This is a genomic window from Herbaspirillum frisingense GSF30 (genome assembly GCF_000300975.2).
Lineage (GTDB): Bacteria > Pseudomonadota > Gammaproteobacteria > Burkholderiales > Burkholderiaceae_D > Herbaspirillum > Herbaspirillum frisingense.
Map to the genome: position 1 here is coordinate 36926 of NZ_AEEC02000012.1, position 15783 is coordinate 52708.

The following is a 15783-nucleotide window of genomic DNA, read 5'->3' on the forward strand; positions in this document are numbered from 1 at the left end:
GAGTTGTCTAGGCGCTGAAAAGCTCAAAGCGTTCAGCGCTTTTTTGTATCCGCGGATAGCTTGTCCGCGACAAACAGAATTGGAAATGACATGAGCAAGAATTTTGACGTCGTCGTCATCGGTGGCGGCCCCGGCGGCTACATCGCTGCCATCCGCGCAGCGCAACTGGGCTTCAACACCGCCTGCATCGACGAATGGAAGAACGAAAAGGGCGGCCCCGCACCGGGCGGTACCTGCACCAACGTCGGTTGCATTCCCTCCAAGGCGCTGCTGCAATCGTCCGAGCACTACGAACATGCCAACCACGGCTTCGCCGAGCATGGCATCGAAGTCAAGGGTCTGGGTCTGAACCTGGACAAGATGCTGGGTCGCAAGAACACCGTGGTCAAGCAGAACAACGACGGCATCCTGTACCTGTTCAAGAAGAACAAGGTGTCCTTCTTCCACGGCCGCGGCTCCTTCGTCAAGGGTGATGCCAACGGCTACGAGATCAAGGTTGCCGGCGCTGCCGAAGAAACCATCATCGCCAAGCACGTCATCGTCGCTACCGGCTCCAACGCCCGCGCACTGCCGGGCGCCGAGTTCGACGAAAAGCTGATCCTCTCCAACACCGGCGCACTGGCCATCTCCGAAGTGCCCAAGAAGCTGGGCGTGATCGGTGCCGGCGTGATCGGCCTGGAAATGGGTTCGGTCTGGCGTCGCCTGGGCGCGGAAGTGACCGTGCTGGAAGCCCTGCCGACCTTCCTGGGTGCCGTCGATGAACAGATCGCCAAGGAAGCCCAGAAGCTGCTGACCAAACAGGGCCTGGCCGTGAACCTGGGTGTGAAGATCGGTACCATCAAGGCCGGCAAGAACAGCGTCTCCGTGGAATACACCGATGCCAAGGGTGAAGCCCACACCGGCGAATTCGACAAGCTGATCGTCTCCATCGGTCGTACCCCCAACACCATCGGCCTGAACGCCGAAGGCGTGGGCCTGAAGCTGGACGAGCGCGGCTTCATCGCCGTCGACGGCGACTGCAAGACCAACCTGCCCAATGTGTGGGCGGTGGGTGACGTGGTGCGCGGCCCGATGCTGGCCCACAAGGCCGAAGAAGAAGGCGTTGCCGTGGCCGAGCGTATCGCCGGTCAGCATGGTCACGTCAACTTCAACACCATTCCCTGGGTCATCTACACCTCGCCGGAAATCGCCTGGGTCGGCAAGACCGAGCAGCAACTGAAGGCCGACGGCGTGCAGTACAAGGCCGGTACCTTCCCGTTCCTGGCCAATGGTCGCGCCCGCGCGCTGGGCGATACCTCGGGTATGGTCAAGTTCCTGGCGGACGCCAAGACCGACGAAATCCTGGGCGTGCACATTGTTGGCCCGATGGCTTCCGAGCTGATTTCCGAAGCCGTGGTGGCCATGGAATTCCGTGCTTCGTCGGAAGACATCGCCCGCATCTGCCACGCTCACCCGTCGCTGTCCGAAGCGACCAAGGAAGCGGCCCTGGCCGTCGACAAGCGCGCATTGAACTTCTGATGCGCGATCAATGCGACAATACGCGTCGCCCGCACCTGCCACGCTTGTGTTGCACGCGTATTGAGCATTGAGATGCCAACCCAATGGGCGAGCCTGGCTCGCCCATTGTCGTTTTACAAGACCACACCATGGATGTCCGTCAATTCTACGAACAGTCGCTGTCCCAGCGCGGTTATCAATCCGACGAGGCGCAATTGCGCGCCATCGAGCGCCTGCAGCGCGCCTATGAGGAATGGGTCGCCTACAAGGCCCAGCGTGCCTCGACCTTCAAGCGCCTGATCAGCCGGCCGGCCGTGCCGCGCGGCGTCTACATGTGGGGCGGGGTGGGGCGTGGCAAATCCTTCCTGATGGACAGCTTCTATTCGGTGGTGCCTGTGGTGCGCAAGACGCGCCTGCACTTCCACGAATTCATGCGCGATGTGCATCGTCAGCTGGATGAGCTCAAGGGCATCGCCGATCCACTGGACGAGGTCGCCAAGCGCATCGCCAAGAAATACCGCCTGATCTGCTTCGACGAATTCCATGTCTCCGACATCGCCGATGCGATGATCCTCTACAACCTGCTCAAGGGCTTGTTCGATCATGGCGTCTCCTTCGTCATGACCTCCAATTACGAGCCCAGCACGCTCTATCCGGACGGCCTGCACCGCGACCGCATGCTGCCCACCATCGCACTGCTGAAGGAAAAGCTGGACGTCATGAACATCGACGCCGGCATCGATTACCGCAAGCGCGTGCTGGAACAGGTCAAGGTCTATCACACGCCCTTGAACGCCAAGACCGATGAGGAGTTGCGCAGTGCCTTCGCCGCCGTGGCCGAGGCGGCCGATGAAGATCCGCGGGTGCACATCGAGGCGCGCGAGATCCGCGCCCTGCGCCGCGCCGGCAGCGCCATCTGGTTCGATTTCGCGACCCTGTGCGGCGGCCCGCGTTCGCAGAACGACTACCTGGAGCTGGCCAGCCGCTTCCAGACCGTGATCCTCTCGGGCATCCCGCGCATGTCGGCGGCCATGTCCTCCGAGGCGCGCCGCTTCACCTGGCTGATCGACGTGTTCTACGACCACAAGGTCAAGCTGATCATGTCGGCGGCCGTAGAGCCGGACGAGCTTTACACGGTGGGGACCCTGTCCAACGAGTTCCACCGTACCGTTTCACGTATCATTGAGATGCAATCGAAGGAATACCTGGACGCGGACCGGCGCTCGATTGCCGACAGCCTCTCCTGAACATTTACCTGATGGACAAGAACCACATGCAAGGTCTTTTCGCCGATGCCAAGGGCGTCACCTCTTCCTTGTGCGGCCTGATGCTGGCGCTGGCCAGTGCCACCTGCGTGGCGCAGGCACAGGGGACGACTGCCGCCAGCCCTGAAGCGGCTTCCCCGTCGCTGCCGGTGCCGGCAGCCACGGCACCGGTGGCCGCGACACCTTCGACATCCTCGGCCACACCGGCAACCTCGGCCGCGCCCATGAGCCGTGAGCGGTTTGACGAGCTGGAAGCCCGCGCACCGATTACCACGCGTTTCCCGGCCGGCACCATCAAGTCCGACGAGCAGGCGCAGAAGGCGCTGGACGAAGCCGCCGAAGACCGGCAGGCAATGGACCTGCGTTACATCCTGGACCAGCGCGCCTGCTACCCCAAGTTCCTGGTGGCGGATTGCCTGGAAGCAGCACGCGACCGCAAGCGTCTGGCGGAAAAGCGCATCAAGCAGGTCGAGTACGAGGCCAAGGTCTTCCAGCGCCAGGCGACGGTGGACGACCGTGACCGTTCCCTGGCCGATCAACGCGCCAAGGATGAGCAGGACGCCGCCCGCCGCCAGCAGGAACAGAAGGACAAGGAAGCCAGTTCCGCACGCAAGGTGGAGGAAAGCAACGCCAAGAACCGCGAGGTTCAGCAACGTATCGACCAGAACAAGGATGTACCGGCCGATTACCGCGTACGTCAGCATGAAGCCGAAGTGCGTCGTCAGCAGGCCGAGGAGGCCGCCCGCGCACCTGAGCGCGCAGCCAATGCCGCGCAGCGCCAGCGGCGCATCCAGGAAGCAGAAGAGCACCGTCTGGAAGTGGAGCGCAAGAAGGCCGAGAACGAGCGCGAACGTGCCGAGCGCAAGAAGAAGCAGCAACAGGATTCGTCGACCACTGCTCCGGCAGCCAAATAACTGCTTAAGCAGGGTGGCGACCCAGCGGTACGCGCGCGTGGATTGGCGCGCGCCTGCCACTGGATTACACTAGCAAGCACATCCGCAACCAGCCAGCCATCATGACCAGTACGCATCGCGAAGATATCCAGCGCCGCATCATCGAACTTGAAGTCGAGCACCGTGATCTCGACAGCGTGATCGACATGCTCATCCGCGATGCCCGTTCCGAGGATCTGCAATTGCGGCGCCTCAAGAAGCGCAAGCTGCAATTGAAGGATCACATCGCCCTGCTGAAGATGCAGCTGGTTCCCGACATCCCTGCCTGAGCGCCTGTTGCTGGCGCCGCCACCGCTGCGTGCGCCCACCGATGAGGCTCTCCCTCGAATTGCCGCGAGTGCGGCACTACCGCTTTCTCACCACTTCGAAGTGACCGGCCGAGTCCGCGTAGAATAGCGGCTTCTTCCATTGACGTGCTGAAGCCGCAGGTAGCTGATCAAGCCTGCCTTCCCGTTTTTTCTACAGGTTTGCCGCAGTGACTGCTCCAGAAACTCCCACCGATATCGTCGATAGCAGCGCCAGCATGGTTCCCGCGGGTGACGAGGATGCGTCTCCTGGCGTACACGATGCCGAGATCGATCGCCTCTTCGGTGCCGGCGGTCCGCTGGGTGGTGCCGTGGGCAGCTACCGGCCACGCCATGCCCAGACCGAGATGGCCAAGGCCATTGCCACGGCCATTGCCGAGCAGGGAACGCTGATCGCCGAGGCCGGTACCGGGACCGGCAAGACCTTCGCCTACCTGGTCCCCGCCTTGCTGTGGGGCGGCAAGACCATCGTTTCCACCGGGACCAAGACCCTGCAGGACCAACTGTTCAACCGCGACATTCCTACCGTGCGCAAGGCGCTGCATGCGCCGGTGTCGGTAGCGCTGCTGAAGGGCCGCAGCAATTACGTGTGCCATTTCCACCTGGAGCGCACGCTGCAGAATGGCCGACTGACTGCGCGCGAGGATGTTGGCTATCTGCGCGAGATCTCCCGCTTCGTCAAATCCACCTCGTCGGGGGACAAGGCCGAACTGACCAAGGTCCCCGAGACCGCCTCCGTGTGGAACCTGGTGACCTCGACCCGCGATACCTGCTTCGGCGCCGAATGCCAGTATTACCAGGATTGCTTCGTCATGAAGGCGCGCAAGGAAGCGCAGCAGGCCGACGTGGTGGTGGTGAACCATCACCTGTTCTTCGCCGATGTCGCCCTGAAGGACAGCGGTATCGCCGAGCTGCTGCCCTCGGCCAATACGGTGATTTTCGACGAGGCGCACCAGTTGCCGGATACGGCCACGCTGTTCTTCGGCGAGACCATCTCCACCTCGCAGATCCTGGAGCTGTGCCGCGATGTGCTGGCCGAAGGCCTGAGTCATGCCCGCGACGGCGCCGACTGGGCGCGCCTGGTGGCACCGGTGGAGCGCGCTGCGCGTGACCTGCGCCTGGCGTTCCCGGAGGATTCGATCCGCCTGGCGCTGAACCAGATCGCCCCGTCCAGCGCATTCTTCCCGGCCCTCGACACGCTCAAGGATTGCATGGACGACATGATCGCCGTGCTGGACAAGCAGGCCGAGCGTGCCGAGACCATCGAACAATGCCGCGACCGCGCCAATGAGTTGCTGCGTCAGCTGGAAAACTGGGGTACGCCCGATGAAATCGCCAAGGCACAGGCGGAAGCGGCTGCCAAGGCGAGCGCTGCCGCCAAGTCCGAAGGCGAGCCAGGCGAAGGCGGCGACGAGCCTGCCCAGAAGCCTTTCTATGTGCTGTGGATCGAGGCCTTTCAGTCGTCGCTGCAGTTGCATCGCACGCCGCTGTCGATTGCCCCCATCTTCAACAAGCAGCGGGAAGGCACCCCGCGCTCATGGATCTTCACTTCGGCCACATTGGCGGTGAAGAAGGATTTCAATCACTATGCGGCCCAGATGGGGCTGTGGAACGCGCCCGCCCAATCCTGGCCCAGTCCCTTCAACTATGGCGAGCAGGGTCTTCTGTATGTGCCGCAGAACCTGCCGCAACCCAATTCCTACGAATACACCGACGCCGTCATCGACGCCGCGCTGCCCACCATCGAAGCTGCGGGTGGGCGCTGCTTCTTCCTGTGCACCACGCTGCGCGCCGTCAACCGTGCCGCCGAACGCTTGCGGGCGGAGTTCGAGGCGCGCGGGCACGCGTTTCCCCTGTTCGTGCAGGGCGAGGCCGGTCGGACCGAGCTGCTGGACCGTTTCCGCGCCGCCGGCAATGGCGTGCTGATCGGCAGCCAGAGTTTCTGGGAAGGCGTGGATGTGCGTGGCGATGCGTTGTCTCTGGTGATCATCGACAAGCTGCCGTTCTCGCCGCCGGACGATCCGGTGCTGGCAGCACGGATCAGCGAGATGGAAAAGCAGGGCCTGAACGGTTTCGTGCATCATCAGTTGCCGGCGGCGATCATCAATCTAAAGCAAGGTGCCGGGCGCCTGATCCGGGACGAGGGTGATCGCGGGGTGCTGATGATCTGCGATCCGCGCCTGATCACCAAGAACTACGGCCGTCGCATCTGGCAGAGCCTGCCGCCGTTCAAGCGTACCCGCGAGCTGGACGTGGTACAGGCCTTCTTCCGCGAGCAGGATGAGCGCCGGGCGGCCGCTGCAGCGGGCGAGGGCAACGGCCCGGAAGCCGGCTGAGATGGCCGACCTCACCTCCCTGGTGCCGGTACGGGCCTCCGCGCTGATGGTAGGCAAGCCGGCGCCCTGGCCGATCTACAACGAAGCCGGCAAATTGTTGCTGGCGCGCGGTACCTTGATCGACACTGCCGATCAGTTGGCTGGGCTGATCGAAAACGGTCTCTATCGCAATGCCCGCTGGATCGCCGAGCCTGATACCGAGTCGGTGCCGCTGCCGCAGGCGCGTGACGTACTGCGCCGCAAGCAAGGTGGCAAGAAGGCGGTCAAGCCCACGGCAAACGTGCGTGGCCAGGAAAGTGTGATCACGCTGGACGAGGTGCGCTGGAATATCGGCGACACCCTGTGGCTGCAGTTTGCCGACGATGCGACCCAGCGCTATGCAGTCTCGCTGGTGGGCTGCCTGCCCAATCGGAGCATCCTGGTCACCGCGCCGCAGAAGGAGGGCAAGCAGCTCTTCGTGCGCGATGGCCAGCCGTTTGTGGTGCGTGCCCTGACGGGGCGTCGCGCCTATGCCTTTGCAGCCCAGTTGCTGAAGTACCAGCAGACACCGTTCGTCTACCTGCATCTTTCACTGCCCAAGGAAATACGCTCCACCGTGATCCGCCAGGCCACGCGGGTGGCGGTGGGTGCCGAAGGCTATCTGGCGCTGGACGGTGCCAATCCGCTGCCGGCCAGCGTGATCGATCTCAGCCTGGGCGGGGCCTCGCTGGTGGCGACCTCGCTGTCGGGCAAGGTGGCGGCGCAGAAGGGCGTGGTGGGGCAATTGCGCTTCGTGGCGGCCGTGGCCGACCAGCAACTGAGCCTGGACCTGCGGGTGGTGCTGCGCGCCGTCGAGGCGCTGGGCGAGGCTGATTTCCATCAGTACGGCGTAGAGTTCTCCGGCCTGAGCGTGCGCGACAAGCTGGTGCTTGCGGCCTATGTCTACCAGGAACTGAGCCAGCAGGAGTAGGGCCGCAGCAGGGTGCCAAGAATGTCGCTGGCGGGGGCTGCCCAACGCCCGGCTTCGGTTAAAATTCAGGCCATGAAAATCCTCATCAGCAACGACGACGGCTACCTCGCCCCGGGCATCAACGCCCTGGCGGAGGCACTTGCCCCCATCGCCGACATTACCGTCGTCGCGCCGGACAGCAACCGTTCCGGCAGCTCCAATTCCCTGACCCTGGATCGTCCGCTGTGGGTAGAGCAGGCCGCCAACGGCTTCTACTACCTCAATGGCACGCCATCCGACTGCGTTCACGTGGCGTTGACCGGCCTGCTCAAGGAGCGTCCGGACCTGATCGTCTCCGGCATCAACCAGGGCCAGAACATGGGCGACGATACGCTGTATTCGGGCACCGTCGCGGCGGCCACCGAGGGTTTCCTGTTCGGGATTCCATCGATCGCGTTTTCGCAATTGCACAAGGGCTGGGCCGAGTTGGATGCGGCGGCGCGCATCGCCCGCGAGATCGTGGAGCGTCGCTTCGACGCCCTGCCGCAGCCGTATCTGCTCAATGTCAATATTCCCAACCTGCCGTATGCGCAGATCAAGGGCAGCCTGGCCACGCGCCTGGGCAAGCGGCACATGTCCGAGCCGGTGCACAAGCTGACCGATCCGCATGGTCGCGACCTGTACTGGATCGGTCCGGCCGGGGCCGCTCGCGATGGCGGTGAGGGAACCGATTTCCACGCCACCGCCAATGGCTATGTCTCGATCACGCCGCTGCAGATCGACCTGACCCACGCCACCCAGCTGGACAACCTCAAGAAAGCGCTTGCATGAGCGACAAGTCCAGCCGCTTCCCGCTGAGCCTGTCCTCGGTGGTGGACAAGAAAAAGAGCTCTGGCGGCGGCCGGGATCGAGATGTGGCAGGCCGGCCCCAGGCGACGACCCAGACTGCGGCCAAGAATGCCGCCCAGTCATCCCAGCGGGCTGCGCTCAAGCCGGTTCAGCAGGGGCTGGCACAGGCCCTGCGCGCGCCGCCGGTGCCACCACGGGCTCCGGTGGTTCCCGCCCAGCGTCTGCTCAGTGCCGCACCGGCGCCGCGTACGGCGATCAAGAACGTCATGACGGTGACCCAGACCAACGATTCCCACCATGCCTCGCCGCTGGCCTCGGAAGCCGTGCGCAAGGCCATGGTGGCGCGCGTGGCCAAGCAAGGCGTGGCCGATGCCAAGGTGTTGGCAGCGATGGAGGCGGTGCCGCGGCACATGTTCGTAGAGCCGGGCCTGGCCAGCCAGGCCTATATCGACGCTTCGTTACCGATCGGCCACCACCAGACCATTTCCCAGCCCTACATCGTGGCGCGGATGATCGAGATCATGCGCCAGAACCGTCACGGCGGACGCCTGGACCGCGTGCTCGAAATCGGCACCGGCTGCGGTTACCAGGCCGCAGTGCTATCGCGGGTGGCCGGCGAAGTCTATTCGATCGAGCGCATCAAGCCCCTGCATGAACTGGCCAAGACCAATCTGCGTCCATTGCGGATAGCAAATATCCGCTTGCATTACGGAGATGGTATGCTTGGCCTGCCGCAAGTGGCGCCTTTCGACGGCATCATCCTTGCCGCAGCCGGACTTGAAGTGCCGCAGGCCCTGCTGGAGCAGTTGGCCATCGGTGGCCGGCTGGTCGCCCCGGTGGGCGAACGTCAGCAAGTGCTGGAATTGATAGAACGCGTCGGCCAGCGTGATTGGCGGCGCAGTACCCTGGAACAATGCCATTTCGTGCCGTTACGGCCGGGTACGGTGTGATGCGGTCGCCCCGGCAAGGGGCGATGGTCACAGGTGGCAGGCAGCATCGGCGGATATCAGGATCCGCCAGGCATCATCGAAACAGGGAACGGGCGGCAACAAGCACAAGCATCCAAGCCGCGGATCGATGAAGAGAGCGGATGGGCAGGCAAGGGGGCCGCATTTCCCTGATGAACTTCTGGCGCTGGCTGCGTGTCAACTAGCGTCGTACAAAATCTTACGTAAGAGCATGAAGAAAATTCGTTTGGCTGTATTGGGCAGTGTCGTCAGTTTGCTGGCCGCCTGCGGCTCGACACCGAATCAGCAGCCGGCGCCCGTCGTCGACCGCACCACCAGCACCGTCAAGCCAGTGGACAATGCCGTCGTGGCGCCGGCTCCGGTTCCTTCTGGGCGTGGCTATTACACGGTCAAGAAGGGCGATACCCTGTATCGCATCGCGTTGGATGTCGGGCAGAACTGGCGTGATATCGTGGCCTGGAACAACCTGACCAACCCGAACGACATCAAGGTCGACCAGGTGTTGCGGGTGGCGCCGCCTGATCGCGTCGGCGGTGCGCCGCAGACCGCTGCCGTGGTCGCGGCACCAGGCGCCGGGCTGGATGTGAAGCCGCTGGGCGCGCCGGGAGCAGCGGCACCGGCAACGTCCGCGCCGATGGCGTCGGGCGGCAACAAGACCGGGCCGCGTGGTGACAAGCGTGCCTATTCGGACAGCGCCCTGGCCGAGCTGGAAAAGCCGGATGCAGCCCCGGCGGCAGCTCCGGTGGCACCCGCTGTGGCCACGGCCAAGCCTGAGGCGCCGCATGCCGCCGACAAGCCGGCAGCCGCCAGCCAGCCGGCCGCCGGTGACGATGAGGGCGTGTCCTGGATGTGGCCGGCCGACGGCAAGGTGGTCGGGACCTTCGAAGGCGGCAAGAAGGGCGTCGATATTGCGGGCAAGGACGGTCAGTCGGTGCTGGCGGCCGCCGGTGGCAAGGTCATGTATGCCGGTAGCGGTATCCGTGGCTATGGCAACCTGGTGATCATCAAGCATACCAACAACCTGTTGTCGGCCTATGCCCACAACAAGACCATCCTGGTGAAGGAAGGCCAGAGCGTGACCAAGGGTCAAAAGATCGCTGAGATGGGTAAATCCGACAGCGACAGCGTCAAGTTGCACTTCGAGATCCGCCAACAGGGCAAACCTGTTGATCCCTCCAAATACTTACCGCCACGCTAGCGTATGACAAGCAATCGCCGCGATCACTTGCCAGACCAGGACCCTCGCGAAGAGGACATCGACGATCCCATTGATGAGATCGATGAACCGGAAGTGATCGATGGCGATGCCGATGCGGCCGCCGAGCAGCCCCAGGAAGCGGCACCCGCCGAGGGAGTGGACGAGCTCAAGAAGGTGCTGGCCGCCGAACTCTCCACCGACACCACCCAGCACTACCTCAACAAGATCGGCGCCAAGCCCTTGCTGACGGCCGCCGAGGAGCTGCATTTCGCCACCCTGGCCAAGCAGGGCGAGTTCGAGGCGCGCCAGAAGATGATCGAGCACAACCTGCGACTGGTGGTGTCGATCGCCAAGCACTACATCAATCGTGGCGTGGCCCTGCTGGACCTGATCGAGGAGGGCAACCTGGGCCTCATGCGCGCCATCGACAAGTTCGAACCCGAACGCGGTTTCCGTTTTTCCACCTATGCCACCTGGTGGATACGCCAGAGCATCGAGCGCGCCATCATGAACCAGGCGCGCACGGTGCGCCTGCCGGTCCACATGGTGCGCGAGCTGAACCAGATCCTGCGCGCCAAGTACCACCTGGAAGCACAGCATCGGGATGGTCGCGATGCCGGGGCGGAAGATATCGCCCATCTGGTGGGGCGGCCGGTGGAAGAGGTGCAGGACGTGCTGGCCTTGTCCGAACATGCGGCCTCGCTGGACACGCCGTTGGACAACGATCCCCAGGCCAGTCTGATGGACCTCTTGCCCAGCGCGGTGGAGGAGCATCCCGATACCCGTGCCGAAAGCCAGGAAACCGCCTTGCTGATCCGGGAGTGGCTGAAGAGCCTGTCGGAAAAGCAGCGGGTGGTCGTGGCCCGCCGCTTCGGCCTGGATAACGACGATCCGTCCACCCTGGAGCAGCTTGCCGGCGAGATGGGCATCACCCGCGAGCGCGTGCGCCAGGTGCAGCAGGAGGCACTGGTCAAGCTCAAGCGGCTGCTGACTTCGCGCGGCGTGGGGCGGGACGCCCTGTTCTGAGTCGACCTGTGGGGCGTGGCCCATCTACGCTCCTGCTGAATTTTCGCTGATTTCTTTCGATTTCCTTCATCCAGCCGCGTCCGGATGTGCGACGCGCTTCCCTCCCGGTCCCGGATCGCGGACAATACCGCTTTTGTTTTCGGCCGCGGACTTCGGTCCCACCCAGTGGTTTCCCTCATGCAACAAGACATCATCATTGAAATCAAGTCGCTCGATATGGACGGGCGCGGCGTTGGTCACCTCGAAAACGAGGATGGCACGCAAGGCAAGGTCATCTTCGTCGAAGGCGCGCTGCCCGGTGAACGGGTCAGTTTCCAGTCCTATCGCAAGAAACCGAAGTGGGAAGCCGGTGAGATGACCGCCTTGCATCGCGAGTCTTCTCTGCGGGTCAAGCCGCGCTGCGACTATTTCGGTACGTGCGGTGGCTGCGCCATGCAGCATCTGGAGCCTTCGGCCCAGGTTGCCATGAAGCAGCGCGTGCTGGAAGACAATCTCTGGCATCTGGGCAAGACCAAGGCAGAGGTCATGTTGCGGCCCATCTATGGTCCGACCTGGGGTTACCGTTACCGCGCCCGTATTTCGGTGCGCCATGTGGCCAAGAAGGGCGGGGTGCTGGTGGGCTTCCACGAAAAGCGCTCTTCCTTCATCGCCGATATGAAGACCTGCGAGATCCTGCCCCCCAATGTCTCGGCCATGCTGGTGCCGCTGCGCGAGCTGGTGGCCGCGCTGACCATCCGCGATCGTATGCCGCAGATCGAACTGGCGGTGGGCGAGGGTGATGATGGCAACAAGGTTACCGTACTGGTGTTGCGCATCATGGAGGCCCTGGCCCCGGCCGACGAGGTCTTGCTGAAGGCCTTCGCCGACCAGTACCGGATCGAATGGTGGTTGCAGACCAAGGGGCCGGACACGGCCGCGCCGTACTACCCGGCCCAGTCAAAGTTGCAGTACACGCTGCCGGAATTCGGCATCCGCATGCCCTTCAAGCCTACCGATTTCACCCAGGTCAACCATCAGATCAATCGCGTGCTGGTGGCACGCGCGCTGCGCCTGCTGGATGTACAGCCGCAAGACCGCGTAGCTGACCTGTTCTGCGGTCTGGGCAACTTCACGCTGCCCATCGCCACGCTGGCGCGTGAGGTGGTGGGTATCGAGGGCAGCACGGCCTTGACCGAGCGCGCCCTGGACAATGCCAAGGTCAATGGTGTGGATGCCAAGACCAGCTTCTACTGCCGCAATCTCTTCGAGGCCAAGCCCGAGGATTTCGTGGCCCTGGGCAAGTTCGACCGCATGCTGATCGACCCGCCGCGCGAAGGTGCCATGGAAGTCTGCAAGGCCCTGGTGGAGTTGCCGCCGGAGCAACAGCACCTCAAGCCCAAGCGTATCGTCTATGTCTCCTGCAATCCCGCTACCCTTGCGCGCGATGCCGGAATGCTGGTCCATCTGGGCGGTTATTCACTCAAGTATGCGGGCGTGGTGAACATGTTCCCGCATACCGCCCACGTCGAGTCGATCGCGGTGTTCGACCTGCCGGAGTAAGGCCGGGGCCGGTTGATCCGGCGTACCAATGAAAAAGCCGGCTTGCGCCGGCTTTTTTGTTGCTCAGGATGCAAGAGGCAACGTTTGTCAGTCGCGGTTGCCGCCCACGATACCCAGGATCGACAGCAGGTTGGCGAAGACGTTGTACACGTCCAGGTAGATCGCCAGCGTGGCGGAGATGTAGTTGGTTTCGCCGCCGTTGACCACCTGTTGCACGTCAAACAGGATGTAGGCCGAGAAGATGGCGATGGCCACCACCGAAATGGTCAGTTGCAGCGCCGGCAGGTGCAGGAACATGTTGGCCAGCGAAGCGACCAGGATCACCAGCACGCCCGCGAACAGGAATTTCCCCAGGCCCGAGAAATCACGCTTGGAAACGGTGGCGATGCTGGCCATGCCGCAGAAGATGATCGCGGTGCCGCCGAAGGCGGTCATGATCAGCCCGGCGCCGTTGGAAAAGCCCAGCGTGAACTCGATCAGGCGCGACAGCATCAGGCCCATGAAGAAGGTGAAGCCCAGCAAGAAGGCCACGCCCCAGCCGGAATTCTTGGTCTTCTCGATGGCGTAGAAGAAGCCGAAGGCGATCGCCAGGAACAGCACGAAGCCAATCATCGGGCTGGCGGCAAAGAGGTTCAGGTGCATCTGCACGCCCAGCCAAGCGCCCAGCACGGTCGGGATCATCGACAGCGCCAGCAGCCAGTAGGTGTTGCGCAGCACGCGGTTGCGGGTGGCCAGGCTCGTGGTCGAGTGGCCGAAGGTCGTGTCCAGTTGGTTCATGTGTCCTCCGAAGCGTTGAATGCGAGCCAGAGAATAACACGGCGGCTCGTTGTTAAGACAAGTCTTCCCTCCTCATGGTTCGCGCCCACTTTGCTGACTTGTTCTGCCACTTGAACCGACAAGCAATGCCCCACTGCAGTGCACGCCGCGAAAGATGTGTGCCAGACATCTCAAAGGAGGTGAATTGACATGATATCTGATGGTTTCATGCTAAAATACAAGGTTCATTGAATTATCAATTCTTGGCTTTAAGCCATTATTTTTATTGGAGTTTTTCTCATGGCAATTGAACGCACCCTGTCGATTATCAAGCCCGACGCCGTCGCCAAGAACGTGATCGGCCAGATCTACACCCGTTTCGAAAACGCTGGTCTGAAGGTCATCGCTGCCCGTATGGCACAACTGTCGCGCGCCGAGGCGGAAGGCTTCTACGCCGTGCACCGCGAGCGTCCTTTCTTCAAGGATCTGGTGGACTTCATGATTTCCGGCCCGGTCATGATCCAGGTGCTGGAAGGCGAAGGCGCGATCCTGAAGAACCGCGACCTGATGGGCGCTACCGATCCGAAGAAGGCTGACAAGGGCACCATCCGCGCCGACTTCGCCGACTCCATCGATGCCAACGCCGTGCACGGTTCGGACGCTGAAGAAACCGCCAAGGGCGAAATCGCCTATTTCTTCCCGGCGCTGAACGTCTATTCGCGTTAATCTGTTCCTGTTTTCCATCGGTCTTCCGGATCGGAGCGGAAACCGGCGCTGCAATTCCTGTCGCGTCTTTCCGTCCTGGTCCCGGCCGCAAGCATCATGACTACAGCTCTCACCAATCTGCTGGATATGGATCCCGCGCAACTCGTCGCCTACTGCGGCGAGTTGGGTGAGAAGCCGTTTCGTGCCAAGCAGTTGCAGCGTTGGATACACCAGTTCGGGGTGTCTGATTTCGATCAGATGACCGATCTGGCCAAATCGCTGCGCGACAAATTGAAGACCCGCGCCGAAGTGCGTGCGCCGGCCATCATCAGTGACCATACTTCCACCGACGGTACACGCAAGTGGCTGGTCGACGTGGGCCAGGGCAATGCGGTGGAAACCGTGTTCATTCCTGAAGAAAATCGCGGCACGCTGTGCGTTTCCACGCAGGCGGGCTGTGCCGTGAATTGCCGATTCTGCTCGACTGGCAAGCAGGGCTTCAACCGCAATCTGACCGTTGCCGAGATCATCGGCCAGCTGTGGATGGCGGAATTCGAATTGCGCAAGACCAAGGGTATCGAGGGCGGTCCCAAGGGCGAGCGCCAGATTACCAACGTGGTGATGATGGGCATGGGCGAGCCGCTGCTCAACTTCGAGCCGACCGTGACCGCCTTGCGCCTGATGCTGGACGACAATGCCTATGGCCTGTCGCGCCGTCGCGTGACCTTGTCCACCAGCGGCGTGGTGCCGATGATCGACAAGCTGTCCCAGGAGTGCCCAGTGGCGCTGGCGGTGTCGCTGCATGCCTCCAACGACGCGCTGCGCGATTCGCTGATCCCGCTGAACCGCAAGCACCCCCTGCGCGAGCTGATGCTGGCATGCAAGCGCTATCTCGAATTCGCGCCGCGTGACTTCATCACCTTCGAGTATTGCATGCTCGATGGCGTCAATGACACCGACACCCATGCCCGCGAACTGGTCGCGCTGGTGAAGGAAGGCGAGACGGCCATCCCGTGCAAGTTCAACCTGATCCCCTTCAATCCCTTCCCCGAGTCGGGCCTGAAGCGTTCCCACAATCCTCGCATCAAGGCGTTCGCGCAAATCCTGATGGATGCCGGCATCGTGACCACCATCCGCAAGACGCGTGGTGACGACATCGACGCTGCCTGCGGGCAGTTGGCTGGTGAGGTCAAGGATCGCACCCGGGTGCAGGAGCGCATGCAGAAGATGGCGGAGTATCAGGACAAGTACGGCCGTGATTTCGGCCGCATCGTGGAGATCTCCGGGTGACGGCAAGGTGCCTGGATACCCTGGCTGGTTGCGCATCACCAGCCCTTGCCGTGGTGGCGAGGGCAGATGCACCTCTTTTTTTTGAATCCGTTGCAGGGGCGTCGATGTTGCGCTGGGGCGCAAGCATCGCACGTCCTTTTTGTGTTCTTGTTGAAATGATTGCGTGTG

General features: G+C 62.7%; 14 protein-coding genes. 13 read left to right on the forward strand and 1 reads right to left on the reverse strand.

Annotated features, from left to right (window positions below; genetic code table 11):
* Window positions 1-90 precede the first annotated feature (90 nt).
* The 11 genes from lpdA (at window position 91) to rlmD (ending at window position 12864) form a co-directional block, all read left to right on the forward strand.
* A complete protein-coding gene (lpdA, locus tag HFRIS_RS10405) occupies window positions 91-1518 on the forward strand; it encodes a dihydrolipoyl dehydrogenase (protein ID WP_006463291.1) in 1428 nt (475 codons plus the stop codon).
* A 128-nt stretch (window positions 1519-1646) separates the two neighbouring features.
* Complete coding sequence (zapE, locus tag HFRIS_RS10410; RefSeq protein WP_006463292.1) at window positions 1647-2744, forward strand: cell division protein ZapE; 1098 nt, start codon at window positions 1647-1649, stop codon at window positions 2742-2744.
* An 11-nt stretch (window positions 2745-2755) separates the two neighbouring features.
* A complete protein-coding gene (locus tag HFRIS_RS10415; RefSeq protein ID WP_006463293.1) occupies window positions 2756-3676 on the forward strand; it encodes a hypothetical protein in 921 nt (306 codons plus the stop codon).
* A gap of 101 nt (window positions 3677-3777) precedes the next feature.
* Entirely contained in the window at window positions 3778-3984 is a 207-nt protein-coding gene (locus tag HFRIS_RS10420) for a YdcH family protein (RefSeq protein WP_006463294.1), read from the forward strand.
* Between the two features lie 254 nt (window positions 3985-4238).
* Window positions 4239-6356 carry a DNA repair helicase YoaA gene (locus HFRIS_RS10425; protein WP_006463295.1) on the forward strand — a complete coding sequence of 706 codons (2118 nt, stop codon included), beginning with the start codon at window positions 4239-4241 and terminating at the stop codon, window positions 6354-6356.
* Window position 6357: 1 nt separating this feature from the next.
* Window positions 6358-7305 carry a flagellar brake protein gene (locus tag HFRIS_RS10430; protein WP_006463296.1) on the forward strand — a complete coding sequence of 316 codons (948 nt, stop codon included), beginning with the start codon at window positions 6358-6360 and terminating at the stop codon, window positions 7303-7305.
* Between the two features lie 72 nt (window positions 7306-7377).
* Window positions 7378-8115: a 5'/3'-nucleotidase SurE gene (surE, locus tag HFRIS_RS10435; protein WP_006463297.1), complete on the forward strand. Its 738-nt coding sequence runs from the start codon at window positions 7378-7380 to the stop codon at window positions 8113-8115.
* Window positions 8112-9083 (forward strand): protein-L-isoaspartate(D-aspartate) O-methyltransferase, encoded by a 972-nt coding sequence (locus HFRIS_RS10440; RefSeq protein ID WP_006463298.1) that lies wholly within the window; start codon window positions 8112-8114, stop codon window positions 9081-9083. Before surE ends, HFRIS_RS10440 begins: the two co-directional genes overlap by 4 nt.
* Before the next feature lie 229 nt (window positions 9084-9312).
* Complete coding sequence (locus HFRIS_RS10445; RefSeq protein WP_039875254.1) at window positions 9313-10299, forward strand: peptidoglycan DD-metalloendopeptidase family protein; 987 nt, start codon at window positions 9313-9315, stop codon at window positions 10297-10299.
* A 3-nt stretch (window positions 10300-10302) separates the two neighbouring features.
* Window positions 10303-11325 carry an RNA polymerase sigma factor RpoS gene (rpoS, locus tag HFRIS_RS10450; RefSeq protein WP_039875256.1) on the forward strand — a complete coding sequence of 341 codons (1023 nt, stop codon included), beginning with the start codon at window positions 10303-10305 and terminating at the stop codon, window positions 11323-11325.
* A 177-nt stretch (window positions 11326-11502) separates the two neighbouring features.
* The gene (gene rlmD, locus HFRIS_RS10455; protein ID WP_006463301.1) at window positions 11503-12864 is read left to right on the forward strand and encodes a 23S rRNA (uracil(1939)-C(5))-methyltransferase RlmD; all 1362 of its coding nucleotides are present in this window, start codon (window positions 11503-11505) and stop codon (window positions 12862-12864) included.
* A gap of 87 nt (window positions 12865-12951) precedes the next feature.
* Here the strand turns inward: rlmD and HFRIS_RS10460 are convergent, their stop codons facing one another.
* Window positions 12952-13641, reverse strand: a complete 690-nt coding sequence (locus tag HFRIS_RS10460) for a Bax inhibitor-1/YccA family protein (RefSeq protein WP_006463302.1) — start codon at window positions 13639-13641, stop codon at window positions 12952-12954.
* 279 nt (window positions 13642-13920) lie between these two features.
* Here HFRIS_RS10460 and ndk point away from each other — a divergent pair, with 279 nt between their 5' ends.
* Both ndk and rlmN read left to right on the forward strand, forming a co-directional pair.
* On the forward strand, window positions 13921-14346 hold the full coding sequence (ndk, locus tag HFRIS_RS10465) for a nucleoside-diphosphate kinase (RefSeq protein WP_006463303.1): 426 nt from the start codon (window positions 13921-13923) through the stop codon (window positions 14344-14346).
* A 96-nt stretch (window positions 14347-14442) separates the two neighbouring features.
* Entirely contained in the window at window positions 14443-15615 is a 1173-nt protein-coding gene (rlmN, locus tag HFRIS_RS10470; RefSeq protein WP_039875259.1) for a dual-specificity RNA methyltransferase RlmN, read from the forward strand.
* Window positions 15616-15783: the final 168 nt, after the last annotated feature.

Excerpts from the sequence above, each read along its gene's own strand:
- lpdA (WP_006463291.1), top strand. The coding sequence starts at position 91 with ATGAGCAAGAATTTTGACGTCGTCGTCATCGGTGGCGGCCCCGGCGGC.
- zapE (WP_006463292.1), top strand. The coding sequence starts at position 1,647 with ATGGATGTCCGTCAATTCTACGAACAGTCGCTGTCCCAGCGCGGTTAT.
- HFRIS_RS10415 (WP_006463293.1), top strand. The coding sequence starts at position 2,756 with ATGGACAAGAACCACATGCAAGGTCTTTTCGCCGATGCCAAGGGCGTC.
- HFRIS_RS10420 (WP_006463294.1), top strand. The coding sequence starts at position 3,778 with ATGACCAGTACGCATCGCGAAGATATCCAGCGCCGCATCATCGAACTT.
- HFRIS_RS10425 (WP_006463295.1), top strand. The coding sequence starts at position 4,239 with ATGGTTCCCGCGGGTGACGAGGATGCGTCTCCTGGCGTACACGATGCC.
- HFRIS_RS10430 (WP_006463296.1), top strand. The coding sequence starts at position 6,358 with ATGGCCGACCTCACCTCCCTGGTGCCGGTACGGGCCTCCGCGCTGATG.
- surE (WP_006463297.1), top strand. The coding sequence starts at position 7,378 with ATGAAAATCCTCATCAGCAACGACGACGGCTACCTCGCCCCGGGCATC.
- HFRIS_RS10440 (WP_006463298.1), top strand. The coding sequence starts at position 8,112 with ATGAGCGACAAGTCCAGCCGCTTCCCGCTGAGCCTGTCCTCGGTGGTG.
- HFRIS_RS10445 (WP_039875254.1), top strand. The coding sequence starts at position 9,313 with ATGAAGAAAATTCGTTTGGCTGTATTGGGCAGTGTCGTCAGTTTGCTG.
- rpoS (WP_039875256.1), top strand. The coding sequence starts at position 10,303 with ATGACAAGCAATCGCCGCGATCACTTGCCAGACCAGGACCCTCGCGAA.
- rlmD (WP_006463301.1), top strand. The coding sequence starts at position 11,503 with ATGCAACAAGACATCATCATTGAAATCAAGTCGCTCGATATGGACGGG.
- HFRIS_RS10460 (WP_006463302.1), bottom strand. The coding sequence starts at position 13,641 with ATGAACCAACTGGACACGACCTTCGGCCACTCGACCACGAGCCTGGCC.
- ndk (WP_006463303.1), top strand. The coding sequence starts at position 13,921 with ATGGCAATTGAACGCACCCTGTCGATTATCAAGCCCGACGCCGTCGCC.
- rlmN (WP_039875259.1), top strand. The coding sequence starts at position 14,443 with ATGACTACAGCTCTCACCAATCTGCTGGATATGGATCCCGCGCAACTC.